General features: G+C 48.1%; 16 protein-coding genes. 3 read left to right on the forward strand and 13 right to left on the reverse strand.

What is annotated here, in order from left to right; genetic code table 11:
* Positions 1-75: 75 nt before the first annotated feature.
* The 6 genes from L4174_RS09165 to L4174_RS09190 all read right to left on the reverse strand — a co-directional run bounded on the left by L4174_RS09165 (position 76) and on the right by L4174_RS09190 (position 4,565).
* Entirely contained in the window at positions 76-294 is a 219-nt protein-coding gene (locus tag L4174_RS09165) for a hypothetical protein (RefSeq protein WP_371929326.1), read from the reverse strand.
* A 710-nt stretch (positions 295-1,004) separates the two neighbouring features.
* Complete coding sequence (locus L4174_RS09170; protein WP_248140469.1) at positions 1,005-1,490, reverse strand: tetratricopeptide repeat protein; 486 nt, start codon at positions 1,488-1,490, stop codon at positions 1,005-1,007.
* A 557-nt stretch (positions 1,491-2,047) separates the two neighbouring features.
* Positions 2,048-2,938 carry an EamA family transporter gene (locus tag L4174_RS09175; RefSeq protein WP_248140470.1) on the reverse strand — a complete coding sequence of 297 codons (891 nt, stop codon included), beginning with the start codon at positions 2,936-2,938 and terminating at the stop codon, positions 2,048-2,050.
* A 27-nt stretch (positions 2,939-2,965) separates the two neighbouring features.
* Entirely contained in the window at positions 2,966-3,538 is a 573-nt protein-coding gene (locus L4174_RS09180) for an O-methyltransferase (RefSeq protein WP_248140471.1), read from the reverse strand.
* A gap of 279 nt (positions 3,539-3,817) precedes the next feature.
* Positions 3,818-4,195, reverse strand: a complete 378-nt coding sequence (locus L4174_RS09185; protein WP_248140472.1) for a hypothetical protein — start codon at positions 4,193-4,195, stop codon at positions 3,818-3,820.
* 133 nt (positions 4,196-4,328) lie between these two features.
* Positions 4,329-4,565, reverse strand: a complete 237-nt coding sequence (locus L4174_RS09190; protein WP_248140473.1) for a hypothetical protein — start codon at positions 4,563-4,565, stop codon at positions 4,329-4,331.
* Positions 4,566-4,704: 139 nt separating this feature from the next.
* On the opposite strand from L4174_RS09190, the gene L4174_RS09195 reads away from it, so the two are divergent.
* Positions 4,705-5,268, forward strand: a complete 564-nt coding sequence (locus L4174_RS09195) for a TetR/AcrR family transcriptional regulator (protein WP_248140474.1) — start codon at positions 4,705-4,707, stop codon at positions 5,266-5,268.
* Here L4174_RS09195 and L4174_RS09200 read toward each other — a convergent pair.
* A complete protein-coding gene (locus tag L4174_RS09200; RefSeq protein WP_371929327.1) occupies positions 5,228-7,609 on the reverse strand; it encodes an ATP-dependent helicase in 2,382 nt (793 codons plus the stop codon). The two genes, L4174_RS09195 and L4174_RS09200, sit on opposite strands and share 41 nt — an antisense overlap.
* A gap of 206 nt (positions 7,610-7,815) precedes the next feature.
* Between L4174_RS09200 and L4174_RS09205 the strand changes: the two genes are divergently transcribed.
* Together L4174_RS09205 and L4174_RS09210 are read left to right on the forward strand one after the other, a co-directional pair.
* Positions 7,816-8,919, forward strand: a complete 1,104-nt coding sequence (locus L4174_RS09205; protein WP_248140475.1) for a phosphoribosylaminoimidazolesuccinocarboxamide synthase — start codon at positions 7,816-7,818, stop codon at positions 8,917-8,919.
* Between the two features lie 215 nt (positions 8,920-9,134).
* Positions 9,135-11,003, forward strand: coding sequence for a methyl-accepting chemotaxis protein (locus tag L4174_RS09210; protein WP_248140476.1), 1,869 nt, complete (start codon positions 9,135-9,137; stop codon positions 11,001-11,003).
* 92 nt (positions 11,004-11,095) lie between these two features.
* Here the strand turns inward: L4174_RS09210 and L4174_RS09215 are convergent, their stop codons facing one another.
* The 6 genes from L4174_RS09215 to L4174_RS09240 form a co-directional block, all read right to left on the reverse strand.
* Positions 11,096-11,602: a GNAT family N-acetyltransferase gene (locus L4174_RS09215; protein WP_248140477.1), complete on the reverse strand. Its 507-nt coding sequence runs from the start codon at positions 11,600-11,602 to the stop codon at positions 11,096-11,098.
* 235 nt (positions 11,603-11,837) lie between these two features.
* A complete protein-coding gene (locus tag L4174_RS09220; RefSeq protein WP_248140478.1) occupies positions 11,838-12,434 on the reverse strand; it encodes a DJ-1/PfpI family protein in 597 nt (198 codons plus the stop codon).
* 137 nt (positions 12,435-12,571) lie between these two features.
* Positions 12,572-12,865 (reverse strand): YciI family protein, encoded by a 294-nt coding sequence (locus tag L4174_RS09225; RefSeq protein WP_248140479.1) that lies wholly within the window; start codon positions 12,863-12,865, stop codon positions 12,572-12,574.
* Positions 12,866-13,109: 244 nt separating this feature from the next.
* Positions 13,110-14,657, reverse strand: a complete 1,548-nt coding sequence (locus tag L4174_RS09230; RefSeq protein ID WP_248140480.1) for a sodium:alanine symporter family protein — start codon at positions 14,655-14,657, stop codon at positions 13,110-13,112.
* Positions 14,658-15,078: 421 nt separating this feature from the next.
* Positions 15,079-16,674 carry an ABC transporter ATP-binding protein gene (locus L4174_RS09235; RefSeq protein ID WP_248140481.1) on the reverse strand — a complete coding sequence of 532 codons (1,596 nt, stop codon included), beginning with the start codon at positions 16,672-16,674 and terminating at the stop codon, positions 15,079-15,081.
* 15 nt (positions 16,675-16,689) lie between these two features.
* Positions 16,690-17,712 (reverse strand): ABC transporter permease, encoded by a 1,023-nt coding sequence (locus L4174_RS09240; protein ID WP_248140482.1) that lies wholly within the window; start codon positions 17,710-17,712, stop codon positions 16,690-16,692.
* Positions 17,713-17,729 lie beyond the last annotated feature (17 nt).

A 17,729-nucleotide genomic window follows, 5' to 3' on the forward strand; every position in this document is an offset into this window, starting at 1 on the left:
AAAAGCATGTCTATTTCAGTAAATACAATTTAGTTTGCGCTGTGACGCTGAGCATCAGCTGGAACTGTGTGAGGCTCAGTATTTTTGAACATCCGGATATTGAGCTGAGGCCTGTTCATGATAAATATCAGCCAGATAACCTGCCAGCTCTGACTCCTGCAAATCTGAAGGAATGACCACATCATAAACCCGGGCTCTCAGAGAAGTCTCGGATTCCATGAAGAGCAACCATTCCCCATCCTTGCGCTGAACCGACATCAGATGACCAAAGACATTAAATTTGATGAACATCATGATTCCATTCCTCCCGGGTCATGTCAGTCTCTATCGAAACAACATAACAGCTTTTCAGGCAGGGGCAATCACAGGGTTATCTAAGTGTTTCCACTTTCGCTCGGAAGGCGTGATGAAAGAAGATGTTCTGAGAGGTGAAACCAAAAAAATTCGGGGCTTTGCAGCCCCGCACTCAAGGAACCATAGTTCAGTTTCTTATTATAATTCCGGCGGTTGGCGACGTGGTGTCACCAAGCCATTAACTTAAGCGTATTCAATCGATCACGATATGGCGAAAAATAAACGCAAAAATACGTCAAAATTTCGTCACGATCACGAATGAAACACAGGGCTTCTGTTCAGATTGGCGTAAAATGCACGAAGAGTTAACGAAACCGGTCATTGTCAGACAGACATCAACCCGTTGTATCGATAAGTTGTACCACACCAAAACACAATGAAAGCCTGTTTGCTTTCCTGACAGCCATAAACGAATTGCAGCATCCTAGCATTGGTTTATGACAGTACAAATACGTCTTGAAAGCTTCTGAATGCACACCACAATCTGTATGAAATATACTGCATCCAATTCCTGCTGACTGAACTGATTTATCCGTCCGTTTATATGTCTCTTTCATCAGGAAGCAAAAGGATACATGATTCTCATCAGTTTTGGCAATTATTCTCTGTCCATTCATATGATGCAAATAGGAATATCATTCAATAATCACTTACCATTTCCTATTCAGATCAGACGCATACCTCAGAATTGCCTGCTCATATTTCTTAATGGAAGGACTGTTTGTTTTTTCGACAAGTAACCTCAGTACAATTTCCATCGCTTCTTTATGTCTGCCTAAATGATACAAACACATCGCATAGAATGGTTTTATTTCATCCGCATCAGGATACTCTGCAATAACTTGCTTAAAATAATCCAGTGCATCGTCATAATTTCCCAAACAACGATGAGTACAGGCTAATCCAAACAATGCTTCGAATCGATCCAAAACACTCAATTCTCCTGCCAGTGCAAGTTCATAATGCAGGACCGCTTCTTTTTCTTTTCCCTCATTGTCATAGGACCAGGCGATATGCAAATGTGCCTGTGGAGCGTACGGTGATTGGTTCTCAACTAAGGTAAAAAGTAATGCTCTGGATGCCAGATGTTCCCCTTCCCACCTCAGTGAAACAGCGCGAGTAATCATGGTTTCCATTTGAAACACCTTTAACTGATAAAGATAATTAGAAAATAAAACGCCGCAAACCCTTCAATGAGGAAGCATACATTCATCGTCTGAAGGTAAGACTCAAACCATTTCATCTTCATCATGAAAGGTAATATGAATGCCATCAGACAAAATAAGATATCTGTCAGCAGCCTGTTTTCCAGAATAAAACCAGACAATTTCTTATTATTCATGTCACGCATATCGACCCATCGTTCAAGAAGCAATGATCGCTCTAAAAGAATGGCATCCTGTTTTGGACAGTTTTACAATTTCCCGCATCGACACTTCTTCTTACCAGGACCTTATTCTGAACGATGCCTAACTCGCAGGTATGCCTTTTCCTGAATCCTTCAATATTGCGGAATAAACCATCACCGTACTGGGTGGCGCACGAAGAAAAAACAGATCGGCGAACACAATCAATGCAATAATCCAGATGAATATCCAGGCAGGCAACATATACTGACGTTCAAATATCAGATTCATCGGACTCTCTTTATTTTCCAGGCCACGACATCCCCTTCTGACCGTCTTTTACCCCACTAAGATTCACCAGGAATTACTTCAGCCTTAGCCCTGAACCACCGGCCTCCCAAGACACACACAGCCAGACCGAGAAAAATGAACCCCGCACCTAAAATTTCTGATTCTGCCATTCGCTCACCAAGCAGCAAAGCCGCTGTAATCATCCCGACCACAGGGATCAGCAAGGCAAAAGGAGTGACTGTGGCAGCAGGATAACTCTTCAGTAAGTGTCCCCATAAAGCAAACGCCAGGAGGGTCGAAATATAACTGACATAGGATATTGCCAGCCAGGTCTCTGTTTTTGCTGCGAGTAATAACGAAATTGGGTCAGATGTTTCTGTGAAGTAAGAAATGACGAGCAACGGAGCCGGCGGAACCAGACTCACCCAGACCATAAAATGTAACAGGTTCACCCCTTTCATACGTTTCATAATGCTGTTCGCAATTGCCCAGCAGAAGGCAGCCGCAAGGATCATCACAAGACCCAGGACAGTGATATTTCCGCCACTTTCCATCAGAAATAAGCTGAAGCCTGTGCTCGCAATCAAGATTCCTATGGCATGATGCTTGCCGATCGCTTCTTTGTAGAGCAACACGCTCAGGCCAATCGTAAAAAATACCTGCGCCTGCAAAATCAGGGAAGATAAACCTGCCGATGCATCCGCTTTCATTGCGATAAATAACAGCCCGAATTTCAATACACCGAGAAACAGCCCGACGCCAAGTACGTTGAACACCGATGTCTTTGGAAAAGGCACAAAAAAGACAGCCGGTAACGCAACCACAGCAAACCGTAATGCAGAAAATAAAATGGGTGGCAGTGTTTCCAGACCGATTTTAATCGCAGAAAAATTCACGCCCCAAATCAGAACAACCAGCAACGCTGTGGCGATATCTTTTGACTTCATGTTTCATTCCTTGATTCAACAGCAGCATCAGGCTTTGTGGACGACAAATTCACCCTTTCCGACCGGTAACAGGCAAGACGTCAACGTGTCTTTGGTACTTAAATAGGCCATAAAGTCTTCCAGTTCATGCCGGTGTGACATGGCATTGTCACACACCAGTACCCCGCCTGAAGACAATCGGCTTAAAAGGTCATCTGCATACGCCAGATATGATGAACGATCAGCATCCAGAAAAATCAGATCGAACATCTGCTGGTTGCCACGAAGAAATTCGCCGGCGTCAGCCTGAACCTGCACAATGCGATCCTGCAGTTCTGCGCGGGCAAAGTTCTCGGCTGCCATCTGAGCTTTATCAGCAAGCTTTTCAACCGTCACAACTTTGCCGGATGCCGGAAGCGCTGATGCCAGCCAAAGCGTGGAATATCCGTTTGAAGTGCCGATTTCCAGCACCAGCTCCGCTTTGGAAGCCTTCACCATGACAGCCAGAAACTCACCTGTGTCACGGGTGATATTCAGCAGTTTTTTGGCTCGGTTCGTTTCACTCGCATCATTCTGTTCACCCAAAATTTCCAGCTCATGCAGCAAGTCTGATAGCGGCATACTTCCTCCCTGAAAGCGCAGTCATGAAGTTGTGGATCTCATCTGACGACAGATGAAAATGATATGCAGCGAGAAACATATCAGGTGTGCAGGGTTTGGGCAATGCTGGCCGGGCAACAAAAAAAGGCTGCACAAGGCAGCCAAGCATCACAACTAACTGGGCTTTTATGCCCATTCTTATACCGTTCAACATCTATCTGCACTGGCAGATGAATGTATCAGTTAGATGTAACGACCCACTGAACGGTGATATTAAACTTTATGATGAAATTAATTGAATTAGTTATCCTTTGCGCAAGGCACAACCAACTTTTCCTGATAACCGCACATGACCGGATAACTAGTCGCATGCCGGATATCCGGCACTTCCGTCAGCACATGATCTTTATAATGCCGCCATGTATATTCAGCCATCCGGACACAGTAGGCAGGGTTTGAGTCGGCATGACATAACTGTCTGGCACGAAGTAAAGCCGACATTTCGACCTTGCACTGTTGGATCTGTTGCTCATCCTGATAGAGCTGAGAACATAACGACAACTGATCTTCATTTGTTGAAACTGCTTCACGTGAAATATCACGCCAATGGATTTTGGATGACGCACAAGCACAGAGAAAACTGCAGAGTTGCAAAATCAGCAACCACCGAATCCACATAACAAGCCCTTCCTTTCGCTTTAACCCTATAAAAAAGCGACCGTTAAGGAATGGTTCATAAATGTCGGGGGCCGTAAAAAAGCCATGCTTCCGCATGGCTGACTCTTAAACTGAGGTGCTGCACACCTCTTCGTTAGTGATGTACCGCGGCTGGACGGGATTCCGATTCACCATAAGCCTTTCTGAGCTCAGTCACTGCCGTGCTCGGGCCAAGGATCAAAGATACAAACGCAACACCGCCGACTAATAAGACTCCCCCCACGACAGGCCCCACAACAAAACAGTAGAACGCCAGAAAAGGCAGATATACGGTATAGCGAAGTACCGTTAACAAAATAGCTCTGAAGAAAAAGATTGTGTTCATCATCATCTGTACCCCTGAAATAAAATTGAGCGCGCTCATTTATGCTAATTTGAGCGCGCTCAATTTTCAAGGGTATCACTGATACTTTTTTCCCGATGCGTTATTATGGTGGCAAAAGCAGGATCTTAACCGGGCACAGCCACAGATGAATAAAAGAGAACAAACCCGCCTTAAAATTTTACAGGCAGCCTGGCAGCTGTTTCGTCAAACCGGGTATCAGGACACGACCACTCGTCTTATTGCGGAACAGGCTGGCGTTGCAGCCGGGACTGTATTCAGCCATTTTCCATCCAAGCTCTCGCTGCTCAAAGCAGGGCTGATGCAACAAATCGATATGGTTTTGAAAAATGCGAAAGCTGAAGAACCCGATACCCACCCGCAAGGAAAGCTCATCCACTACGCAAACCATCTGTACGCTTTTTACTGCAGTGAAGCCGACTTCAGCCGGGAGTTATTCAGAGAATTAATCTGGCAGCAGGAAGAATTTGAGCAGCAGCTGGATGCCTTTCGTCATCAGCTTTTTGCTCAGGAAGAGAACCACAACCCGGATATGGCTGCCGTGATGATGGATTGTTACTTCATGACTTTAGTTTCCGGGCTGAACGCAACTGAGCCTGATGCATCCGTCATGCTGCATCAGTTACAACGAAAACTGCAGGTGTTACAGCTCAGCGAAGCGCCTGACGACGCGCATGCGCCACAGCAATGAGGCGTTTTTCGAGCACAGATTGCTTACCGGACTGCGCTTTTTCCAGTTCTCGCAGCAAACGGGTGATTTCAGTGTCCAGATATCGGGCATTTTTCGTTCTGACCAGTGAACGAATCACTTTTTCAGCATTCTCCGGTAACGGCTGTTCAATCGCCCAGCGATAACTGTATCCGGCGATACCCGGGTTCACCGCAACCCGGCTGGTATCACTCCGGGCTTGCTCTGGCTGTTTCGGAGCAGGCACATCTTCTGTCCGCCCCACCCTCGCATAATATTTTTCTGTCACTGGCGTCCCGGCTGCAGGTAAATCTCCGGCTTGGTATAACAACGGCCCGATGCTTCCGGCCAGTTCGATCGCCGCTTCTCTGACAAAAGCGCTGGCATTGCGCTTCCCTTTTTTTTCTGTATCTGTGTAATACACAGCGGCAAAATCTTTCGCACGGGTCAGTGCCACATAAGCGAGACGTCGCTCTTCTTCCTGATCTGTTTTCATGTCTGTCGCCGCGGGGTTACGGTAAGGGAACGCATCTTTATCCCAAAACGGCAGATAGACCCGGTCATACTCACATCCTTTTGCCCGGAAAATTGTGGTCACCTGGATACTTTCGGATTGCGCTGGCTGTGCGCTTCGCTCCGTACTGACCTGTCTGGACTGAGCCGAATAAAATTCGAAATATTGCAGCGCTTTTTCACACCGTTGGTCCATCGTTTCCAGTACGGTTGAAACCGCATCCAGCCGGTCAATCGCTTCTTCGATTTCACTGGCTGTTGCTTCTGTTTTCCATATCCAGCTGTCCAGCCCGCTTTCCCGGCGATACTGCTCAAAAACGTCAAACGCCTTCTGGCTACCTTTGCGTTGCAGACGCCCCAGTAAATCCAGCCGCTCAATCAGATTGTCCAGTTTGAGATTCGGGTTCGCTTGACCATGACGTTCTGCAAACCCGGTCCAGGCCTTGCTGTTCATTTTCGCCAGCTGGTCACACAGCGGTTTCAGTTCCTTATTCGGCACATAACAATGCGGAAACGACATCAGACTGAACATCAGCGTCGAACGATCCTGATCAGCCATCTGTTCAAAACGTCCCACAGCAAGCTGCATGACTTCCATCAGCAACCGGACTTCCCTGCTGTTGGCCAGGACAGACGGCACTGGCATCTGGTATGGAATTTGTTTGCTGAGAAACGCCAGTTCAAACAGCAACGTCTGGGACCAGCGCCGGACCAGAATCGCCACATCGCCCGGCTTGCCGCCTTGCTCAAGGTGTGTCTGTATTGCGGTCACAATTTCTCCGACCTGACGTGGCGAACCAGTCAGGCTGACCTGCGTATCTGACACAGCCTCCGAAGGAACCGTCAGAAAATCAGAAAAACGGGCCTGGTTATGTGCAATCAAATGACTGGCAGCCAAGGCCAGACTGTGCCCGAAACGAAAGGTCTGAGACAGGGTATAGACAGTCGCAGGTGCGAAGTCCCGCTCAAAGTTGAGCATAAACTGAGGCGCACTGCCCCGCCAGGTGTAAATACACTGATCCACATCGCCGACAGCCACCAGCTGGCAGCCGTCCCCGAGTAACAGTTTCAGCAGGCGGTACTGTGCATTGTTGATGTCCTGAAATTCATCCACAACCAAAAGCCGACACTGATGCTGATAACGCGCCCTCAGGCTGATATTTTGTTCCAGCAGACCAACCACGGTGACCAGCCAATCGTCAAAAAACAGCAACCGCTGTGCCTGCCGTAAATGCTCAAAGGCCTGAAAAGCCTGCAGAATAAAACGGTAATCGCTGTTAATTCCGGCCATCGCAAAGACTTCAGCCGGTGGCAGCATATGCGCTTTCACCAGCCCCACAAAACTCAGCAGCAATTCCAGCGTTTTCGGCTCTTTCAGTTGCTGCTGCTTGCTGTAAGCCGTTTCTTTGCCGGCCATTTGTCGCAGCACCTGCTTTGCCAGACTTTTATCGTTTTCACCCGGGTTGAAATCGACTCTGAAGCCCGATTCCGCCAGATAACCGGACTGGTTCAGCACACTCAGACAAAAACTGTGAAAGGTATGCACGGGCACAGGCTGTTCAACACCCGCCTGCGCCAGCTTCCGCTGAAAGTCACGCCGGATATCACTGTTGAACATCAGCACCAGCATTTCCTGGGCTGGCCGCTTGAGAAGCTGTGACTGAATCAGGCCAACCAGCGTCGTTGTTTTACCTGTGCCTGCACCGGCAATACATAAGGCATTTCCTTCTTCATGCTGAATAAAACGCTGCTGTTCAGAAGTAAAATGCATGTTGAATACGCCGTGGCCTGAAAGATGAAGGGACGCGATTTTGCCATAATTTCGTCCCATACACGAACCTCTGCTCTGTCTTTGCGATTTCTGCTGAATTTTCAGGGATTGCCGGATTAACCATCAGTCAGAAAAACACCAAGGCAAACGTTTGCTTTTTTGCTGAAAGGCAAAATGACTTCTGCTATTATCTGCCTCGCCAACAGGAGGTTTCGCCCCCTGCCAGTAATTTTCATCGAATTGACTCTTGAAATAGGAACTTCACCATGAGCCTTGCTGATCAAGTTCTCGCTGTAAATGATGATCTCCCAATCCGTACCGACCAGCCGGTTCACAGCGGTAAAGTACGCTCCGTTTACTGGCTGACTGAAGCTGACAGCCGCCGCCTGATCCAGGAGAAAGGCTATGATGTCAGCCCGGATGCCCCGCTGGCAATTATGGTCATCAGCGATCGCATTTCTGCATTCGACTGTATCTGGCACGGTGAAGGCGGCCTGAAAGGCGTTCCGGGAAAAGGTGCCGCCCTGAATGCGATTTCAAACCACTGGTTCCGCCTGTTCCGTGAGCAGGGTCTGGCAGACAGCCATATTCTGGATATCCCGCACCCCTTCGTCTGGATAGTGCAGAAAGCGCGTCCAATCAAAGTAGAAGCCATTTGTCGTCAGTATATTACGGGTTCAATGTGGCGCGCATATGCCAATGGCGACCGTGAGTTTTGCGGCATTGCAGTCCCGGATGGTCTGCAAAAAGATCAGAAACTGCCAGAGTTACTGATCACCCCATCTACAAAAGGCATCCTGCACGGTATTCCGGGTGTGCCTGCGGTTGATGATGTCAATGTCACCCGCAACGATCTGCTGAACAATTTCAAAGCCTTCAACTTCAGTAAACTTGAAGACATAGACCATTACGAAACGCTGCTGAAACAAGGTTTTGGCGTGATCAGTGATGCCCTGGCTCAACTGGATCAGATTTTTGTCGATACCAAGTTCGAATTCGGCTATGTCACCGATGCCAGTGGTAAAGAAAAAATGATCTATATGGACGAAGTTGGCACGCCGGACTCTTCCCGTATCTGGGACGGCCCGGCTTACCGTGAAGGTCAGATTGTTGAAAACTCAAAAGAAGACTTCCGGCAGTTACTGCTGAACCACTTCCCGGATCCGGATATTCTGCTGAATAAAGATCGTATGAATGAACGTGAGGCACTAGCACGTGATAACGCATTGCCGAAAGAAGTACTGATGCAGGTGTCCCGCATTTATACAGGTATTGCTGAAAAGATTACCGGCAAGAAAATTGTCCTGGGTGGTAATCCCAAAGAAGAAATCATCACAGTCCTGCGCAATGAATATAGCCTAATCGACTGACAATATTCCTCTCGTTGTATACTTTCAGGGCAGCTTCGGCTGCCCTTTTCAATCCGCACAATATTCTTCACTAGCGTCAAATGTATTATTCCTCACAAAATGATTCTCAAAAAACATTCATGCATCACAAATACAAATTTTCGCTATTAAGGCTTTTTTGCTGCGGGACGACAATAGAAGGACAAAAACATTCAAAGCAGTAGTTGAGGGACCCAATGAAGTTTAGCCACAAGATCGTTGCCACTTCGTCGGCAATACTGTTCGCCGCCTTAGTATTACTTTCAGGTATCCAGTACGTTCACACCAGAGATGATGTCAACAAGTTAGTCAGCAGCAGCATCAATGAGATCGTTTCCGGCGTGAACCAAACGCTGGTCACCGAGATCGCCAGCCGTACCAAATTAGCAAATATGACAACCAGCCTTGTCGAACAAAATTTCTCTCCTGAAAACATTCGTACCGTTATCGGTCAATCCGTTTTAGCAAACACTTTTGAACTGACTGGTGTCGGTTTCGAGAAAGATGGCTCCTACATCATCAGTGATCCAAGCTGGCAGCCTTCCGCAGGCTGGGATCCTCGCAAACGCCCCTGGTATACACAGGCCAGAGACGCCGGGCATATGATCATCACATCCGCCTACCGCGATTCAGTCACCAATGAAATTCTGGTTTCTTTTGCTGCGCCAATCAAACAAAGCGGTAAATTTGCAGGCGCCATTTTCTTCGACGTCAGCATGAGTAAAATGGCCAGCCTCATCAACCAGGCCTCCCTGTTTGATGCAGGTTATCTTTTCCTGATATCTGGCAAAGACACCATCATTGCCCACCCGGATAAGAAGAATAACGGTAAAATACTGTCTGAAACTTATCCGGGATTAAAGGTATCAGACAAACCCATTGATACTGAGCTGGATAACGAATCTGTGAACGTCAGCTTCCATAAAGTAGATGGTCAGAATCTGTATATTGGTGCTGTACTGAAAAAAGACATCGCTTTTGCGGCCGTGAACCAAATTAAGCAAAATGCGATTGTGTATTCACTGCTGTTCATTGCATTTGGCTGTGTAGCAGTTTTCCTGATGGTGAAACGCCTGATGCGTCCACTGGACGTGATTAACCAGGCCATGAGAAACATCTCTTCCGGTCAGGCTGATCTGACACAGCGTCTCAACACCGATGCTGAACCAGAATTTGCCACTTTGGCACAAAGCTTTAATCAGTTTGCAGAACGGATGCAGCAACAGATTATCCGTTCACAAACCTTAAGCCGCGACATCATGCAAGGCACGGAACTCACCGCAGAGGGTGCGAATCGTTCCGCAGAAGCCATGAACCGCCAGCTGCAGCAACTGGAACAACTGGCCACGGCCATGAATGAAATGGCTTCCACTTCTGCCAATGTCGCTGACAACGCACAAAGCGCCGCGTCTGCAGCTTCTGCAGCCGAAGAAGCCGCACAACAAGGCAGCAATGTCGTTTCCCGTACATCCGTATCGATTCACGATCTGTCGGATCAAATCGATCAGGCCGTTGATGTGGTCAGAGAACTGGAGTCTGCAACCGGGAATATTGAGCGTATTCTTCAGGTCATTAATGACATCGCCGATCAAACCAACCTGCTGGCACTGAATGCGGCGATTGAAGCAGCAAGGGCGGGTGATTCAGGCCGTGGCTTTGCCGTGGTTGCTGACGAAGTCCGCACGCTGGCCCAACGTACCCAACAATCGACCACAGAAATCCGCCAGATGATTGAACAGCTTCAGGCGGGCGCAAGCTCAGCAACCAGCACAATGGCGCTGAGTAAAAACACCGCCAGCAGCACGGTGGCTATGGCACAGGAAGCGGATGATGCCCTTTCAAGCATTCGTGAGGCCATTCAGCAAATTAATGATATGAATATACAAATTGCTTCTGCAGCAGAAGAGCAAAGTCTGGTCGCTGAAGACATTAACGGTAACACCATCAACATTAAAGATCTGTCGGTTCAGGTAGCTGAAACCGCCAGTGAAACCAGTGTTGCCATGGAAACACAGATTCAGAATGTCCGAGAGCAGAATGATCTGATGAGACAGTTTACGGTTTAAGCTGTGTTTTGCCGCCAGATTAATTATCTGGCGGCATCATTGTTCTATCCCGTGTGGAAATGTCCGGATAAGGGTTCTGACACGAACGAATTTCAGCGTCTCAGGTAAATATGGTCCGCATAACGTTTACCGCCAATTTCGTAAGCTTCAGGAATTTTTTCCTGTAACGTGAAACCGCACTTTTCCAGCACGCGCTCAGATGCAATATTTCCTTCCGTGACCACCGCTTGAAAGGCATCCAGACCACATTCATCTTCAGCCCAGTTGATCACGGCGCGCAGGGATTCTGTCCCATAGCCTTTGCCGTAATACTCAGGCATGAACAGATACCCCACTTCCGCAATCCCATCTTTAAGAATGAATCCGGTAATTCCGACTTTTTGATGCGTCTGCTTTTCTGTAATCACCAGTGTCAGCCAGCCATCACTTTCTGGCGTCCAGCCGTTCAGACGTGATTCAAACCTGGTTTTCAATTCGTATTCTGCAGGTGCATCAAAACATTTTTCAATCACAACAGGGGTAACATGCAACGCATAAAAAAGTGACCAGTCTGCTTGCGTGATTGGTGTCATGATCAGTTGTTGGGTTTCTAACTTCATCCGTGATTTCCTCACCTATTTATCCAACACTATTTTATTTTCCATTCAGGAACTTAACATGGACACAGGGATTCCCACCAGAGCGAATCAGTAAAAAATTCATTTTTAATCAGTCACTTGTCTTATCGGAAATATAGGCGGAAATATAGGCAGAGATGTTGTACAGCAACTGGATGTCACACAAAGCCACACTCAAAAGACAGACGTCACGATAGTCACGTCTGCCTTATACAAATCAGGCTTCAGCAATTGTTTGGGTAATGAGTTTATCGAATATCTCAGACTGCCCCGCTGGAATCAGTTGTCGGTGTGTCGCTCGGCGCTTATCGGCATCATACAATCGCTCAATCAGCCAGCCTGTCAGATACATCTGAGACAAGCATCCGCCAGCCGTTGCTACATTGCCATTCACGACCAGTGCTTTATCCAGTACACATACGCCTTCCGCTTCAAGGGCTGGCTTTGCATCCGGATGGGTTGTTGCCGGCACGCCATCCAGAAGCCCGAGTTTAGCCAGAATAAAAGCCCCGGCACAGATCGAACCGATCAGCTGCTGCTGAGGATTCAGTTTCAAAGCAGACATAAATTCAGGATTGTTCAGGGCCGCAGGCACACCTTTATAGCCACTGCAGAATAAAACAGTATCCGCGTCAGACACTTCAGCAAGATGACCATCTGTTTTAACTTCCATACCCAAGGTTGAAGTATGCACCGACTTTGTTCCCAGTACTTTTACAGTCCAGTCCGATGACTTTCTCCCCAGAATATCCCGCAACAGGAAAAAATCGACATCGGTAAAATCATCAAAAATAACAATAGCTATCTGATACATCCTATTCCTCCAGACTCACATGGTCATTCATATCATTTGGTCGAACGCAGCATGATGAATTGACCTCACCCTCTCTGCGTGCTGAAAAGAGTCATACTTAAAATCGCTGACTAAAACACGATTTCAGGCCGTCGTAGTTACAGCGATTGCTTCAGAAAAGAGAGGGCTTCACTGGTTTTGGTCGGGATAAACTCGGTGATTTCATAGATTGCCAGCCCATGCTGGCGGAAAGGATCGGCCAGCAACACTTGATCTAAAGCTACACGGTTTTCTGCATTTGCCAGGATGACACCTCCGGTTCGGGGCTCTTTCCTTCCTGACAACAGAAAGACACCGGCAGCATACTGCTGTTCCAGGTAAGCGATATGCGCATCCAGGTGTTTTTCTACTTCACTGAGCGCACAAGTATATGTGAGTGATACAACAAACATAGGCTTCCTTGAGTTGATGACGTAGCAGTTTCGTCTGCACTGAGCCGACCAGAGGCACTGATATTTCCAGTTTTCATCGACAAAACAAATGTAACAATTTGTTTATTAAGGGGACCTTAACACATACACACCCAAACGCATATTTCTCTGCGTTGCAGAATCTGTTTTGCAGTTTCGCCTTGCGGCAAAAACACAAAGGCCAGCTCATGCTGGCCTTTGAATTCATTCCTGTCTGTCTATTTTATTATGATGTTGATTTGGCTGTTCCTGCAGAAGAAGCCTCACCATCTACATTTGGCGATTGCTGGCCTTTACGCTTCATACGCTCTTCCCAGTAATCCGCGCCTTTAATGCCCAGTTTGACTGGATCAAATACGTATTCGGTTACACCGGCTTTCTTCTGTTCTTCATAGTCTTTCAGTGCTTTCAGTGCAGGTTTCGCCATGAAGAAGATAATCAGAATACCGACAATGTTCAGCCAGGCCATCAGACCTACACCGACATCACCCATTGCCCAAGCCAGGTTCGCAGTTTTCACAGCGCCGTAGAATACAGAGCCCAGCAGTACCAGTTTCAATGCGAAAACCAGTCCCGGAACATGAATCGTACGGTGGATGTAAGCAATGTTCGTTTCTGCGATGTAGTAGTAAGCCAGAATCGTTGTGAATGAGAAGAAGAACAACGCAATGGCTACGAATGGTTTACCCAGACCAGGCATTGCTGTCTCAATCGCCATCTGCGTAAATACCGGGCTGTTCGCTGCAATATCAGCAGGCAGATTCTGTACCAGGAATGCACCTTCAGCACCGTGTACGTTAAAGGCACCGGTAATGATGATCATGAATGCAGTTGCACTACAAACCAGCAGCGTATCGATATAGATTGAAAACGCCTGTACAAAACCTTGCTGTGCCGGGTGATCAACCTGTGCTGCCGCTGCAGCGTGAGGACCTGTACCCTGACCGGCTTCGTTCGAGTAAACACCACGTTTTACACCCCAGCCAATCGCTGCACCCACACCTGCCATTGGCGAGAAGGCATCACCAATAATGGTTGCAAATACATGCGGCACCATATCAATGTTCAGCAGAATGACGACGAAAGCCATCACAATGTAACCCAGCGCCATAAACGGAACGATAATCTGGGTAAAGTGCGCGATACGCTTCACACCACCAAAGATGATGATAGCCAGAACCAGACACACAATTGCACCGGTGATGATCTTCGCAGAACTGAATGTACCTAAAGTGGTTTCGATCATCTCACCAGAACCGAACGCAGCCGCTACTGCATTACCGATACTGTTTGACTGTACACCAGGCAGAAGCAGACCACATGCCAGGATTGTTGCGATTGCAAAGACCCACGCATACCATTTTTGTCCCATCGCTTTTTCAATGAAATAAGCCGGGCCACCACGGAACTGACCTTCATCTTCCTCTTTATAGATCTGAGCCAGTGTTGACTCATAGTAAGCCGTTGAAGCACCCAGGAAGGCAACAACCCACATCCAGAATACGGCACCAGGACCGCCAAAACCGATTGCGGCAGCAACACCAGCAATGTTACCTGTACCGACACGACCAGAAAGTGATACCGCCAGTGCCTGGAAAGAAGAAATACCCTTGTCAGAACTCTGGCCAGAGAACAACAAACGAACCATCTCACCAATATGGCGGACCTGCATGAAGCGTGTTGTGATGGAATAAAATAAACCGGCACCCAGGCAAAGATAAATCAGTGCCGGACTCCATATTATTCCGTTGAGAAAATCGACCAATGACTGCATATGAGTCTCCCTGTTATAGTCTGTATGGTTACAACTCGAGCAGTATAATACTCAGATTGTAATCTAATTGTTAAGAACTTTATTTCATCAGCCTTCATTCACCCATTGAAAGCATCATATGATAACAAAAACACAACAAGCAGTGTTTTACACCAATCAATTGTAGTTCAATAAAATTATATTCCAATAAAGACTCTTACATCCTGTAATAATTTGTATAACAATTAGCCAACCCCACCTGAAAAGATCTCAATATTGTGCAGTAAGTCAGCATAAAGGATGCGACAAGGCACATTTTATGCGCATCTTTATGCACAATATTCTGTAACTAAAGCATAATCCATCTGAGGCAATCTGTGAAAAAGAGGTGCCTGATCAGGATAAAAACCTGTCGCACCTCTCAAAGGGGGGAAAGAGCGTTTTAGCTCATTGCAGATAAGCTGACGAGTTCGCGCGTATACTCAGCTTCAGGCTGATGAAACAGCTTCTGCGTCGGTCCTTGCTCAACAACGCGACCATCTTTCAGTACCAATGTGTAATGGCATAGCGATTTGACAACATTCAGATCATGGCTGATGAACAGGTAGCTCAGCCCGTACTTCATCTGTAACTCTTTCAGAAGATTCAGGACCTGGAACTGCACCGTTCTGTCCAGTGATGACGTGGGTTCGTCCAGCAAAATGAATTCGGGTTTCAGCACCAGAGCCCGTGCAATCGCAATCCGCTGCCGCTGCCCGCCGGAAAACTCATTCGGATAACGAAACCGGGTTGCCGGATCCAGCTCAACATCCTGCATGGCCTGGCAGATCATGGCATCCTCTTCCTGTTCTGACAGATGCTGATGTACCTTGAGCCCTTCACCAATAATCTGAGCAACCGACATACGCGGGTTGAGCGCAGAAAACGGATCCTGAAAGACTACCTGTAACCGGCTCCGGTAAGGCAGCATTCCCTTCCTGCTCAAACCTCCGATTTCCTGACCATCAAACCGGATACTGCCTTCACTGCTGAGCAACCTCAGAATTGCCATGCCCGTCGTCGATTTACCGGAGCCGCTTTCCCCCACCAGACCAACACTCTGACCCCGTTTCAATAAAAAACTGACATCCGTCACAGCTTTAATATGCCCGATGACACGTTTCATAATGCCGCCTTTTACCGGGAACCAGACACGCAGCTTTTCAACTTCAAACATCGCATCCGGATCGCCCTGAACCGGCACAGGCTCACCAGGCGGATCGGCCGCAATCAGTTGTTGAGTATAAGGATGCGAAGGGGCGGAAAAAATCATTTCCCGGGTATTGGTTTCCACCAGTTTACCCAATTGCATGACCGCAACCCGGTCTGCAATCTTACGAACAATGCTCAGATCATGGGTAATGAACAGCATCGCCATGCCCATTTCTTCCTGCAATTGCTTGAGCAGATCCAGTATTTGCGCCTGCACCGACACATCCAGTGCTGTCGTCGGCTCATCCGCAATCAGCAGGTCCGGTTCATTAATCAGCGCCATGGCAATCATGACCCGCTGCCGCTCGCCGCCGGAAAGTTCGTGCGGATAAGCATACATCCGTTGCTCCGGATTCCGGATCCCGACTTTCTTCAGCCAGCTCAGTGCGCGCTTTTCAGCCTGCCGCTGACGAACACCCCGGTGTATCGCCAGGGTTTCACACAACTGGCGGCCGATTTTATGAAGCGGGTTCAGCGACATCATCGGTTCCTGAAAAATCATCCCGATTTTTCCGCCACGCAGTCCCCTGAGCTGGCGTTCGCTGCATTTCAGCGTATCCAGACCATCATAAAGAATCTGCCCTTCCAGATAACGTGCCGACGCCTTCGGCAGCAGACGAAGGATCGCATTGGCGGTGACGGATTTTCCCGAACCGCTTTCCCCGACCAGCGCCAGCGTCTCTCCGCGCCTGATGGTCAGGCTGACTTGTTCCGTCACGGGGCGAACAGGTTTGCCATTTACAAACCCCACAGACAGATTATGAATCGTTAACAGTGCATCACTCATGGTACTTCCTGAACACTACTGTTGATGAGGGTCGAATGCGTCACGCACGGCTTCACCAATGAACACGAGCAGACTCAGCATAATTGACAGAACAACAAAGGCCGACAGCCCCAGCCAGGGTGCCTGAAGGTTGGTTTTCCCCTGTGCCAGCAGTTCACCAAGAGACGGTGATCCCACGGGCAGGCCAAAGCCGAGAAAGTCCAGCGATGTCAGCGTGGTCACTGAACCACTGAGGATAAAGGGCATCATGGTCAGAGAGGCCACCATCGCATTCGGCAACATATGGCGCAGCATAATCCGCCGGTCATTGACGCCTAACGCCTGTGCGGCACGGACATAATCCAGATTACGGCACCGCAGAAATTCAGCACGCACCACACCTACCAGCCCCATCCAGCTGAACAGCACCATGATGCCGAGCAGCCACCAGAAATTGGGCTCCACGAAACTGGAAAGAATAATCAGCAGAAACAGCGTCGGCATCCCCGACCAGATTTCGATAAAACGCTGTCCGAACAAATCCAGCCAGCCGCCATAGTATCCCTGCCCTGCGCCCACCATGACGCCAACCACCGTAGAAATCAGTGTCAGCGCAAAACCAAATAAAACCGATATCCGAAAACCATAAATGATGCGCGCCAGAACATCGCGACCTTTATCATCCGTCCCCAGCCAGTTCACACTGTCAGGCGCTGAAGGTGCCGGGCCGGATAAGTTGTAATTAATCGTGTCGTAATGGAAGCGAATCGCAGGCCAGATCATATAACCGTCGGCATTGATCAGGTCCTGAACATAGGGATCGGTATAATCCGCTTCTGTTGCAAATTCGCCGCCAAACTCTGTTTCGGCATACTGTTCGGCAATCGGAAAATACCAGTCGCCTTTAAAGCTGATCAGCAGAGGCTTGTCATTGGCGATGACTTCTGCAAATAAACTGATCAGAAAAAGCACCGCAAAAAACCAGAGCGACCAGTAGCCACGCCGGTGCGCCTTAAATCTCGCCCAGCGTTCCTGTGTCAACGGATTCAATGAAAACATGGAAGATAATTTCTGAA

Source organism: Photobacterium sp. CCB-ST2H9, from assembly GCF_023151555.2.
Classification (GTDB): domain Bacteria; phylum Pseudomonadota; class Gammaproteobacteria; order Enterobacterales; family Vibrionaceae; genus Photobacterium.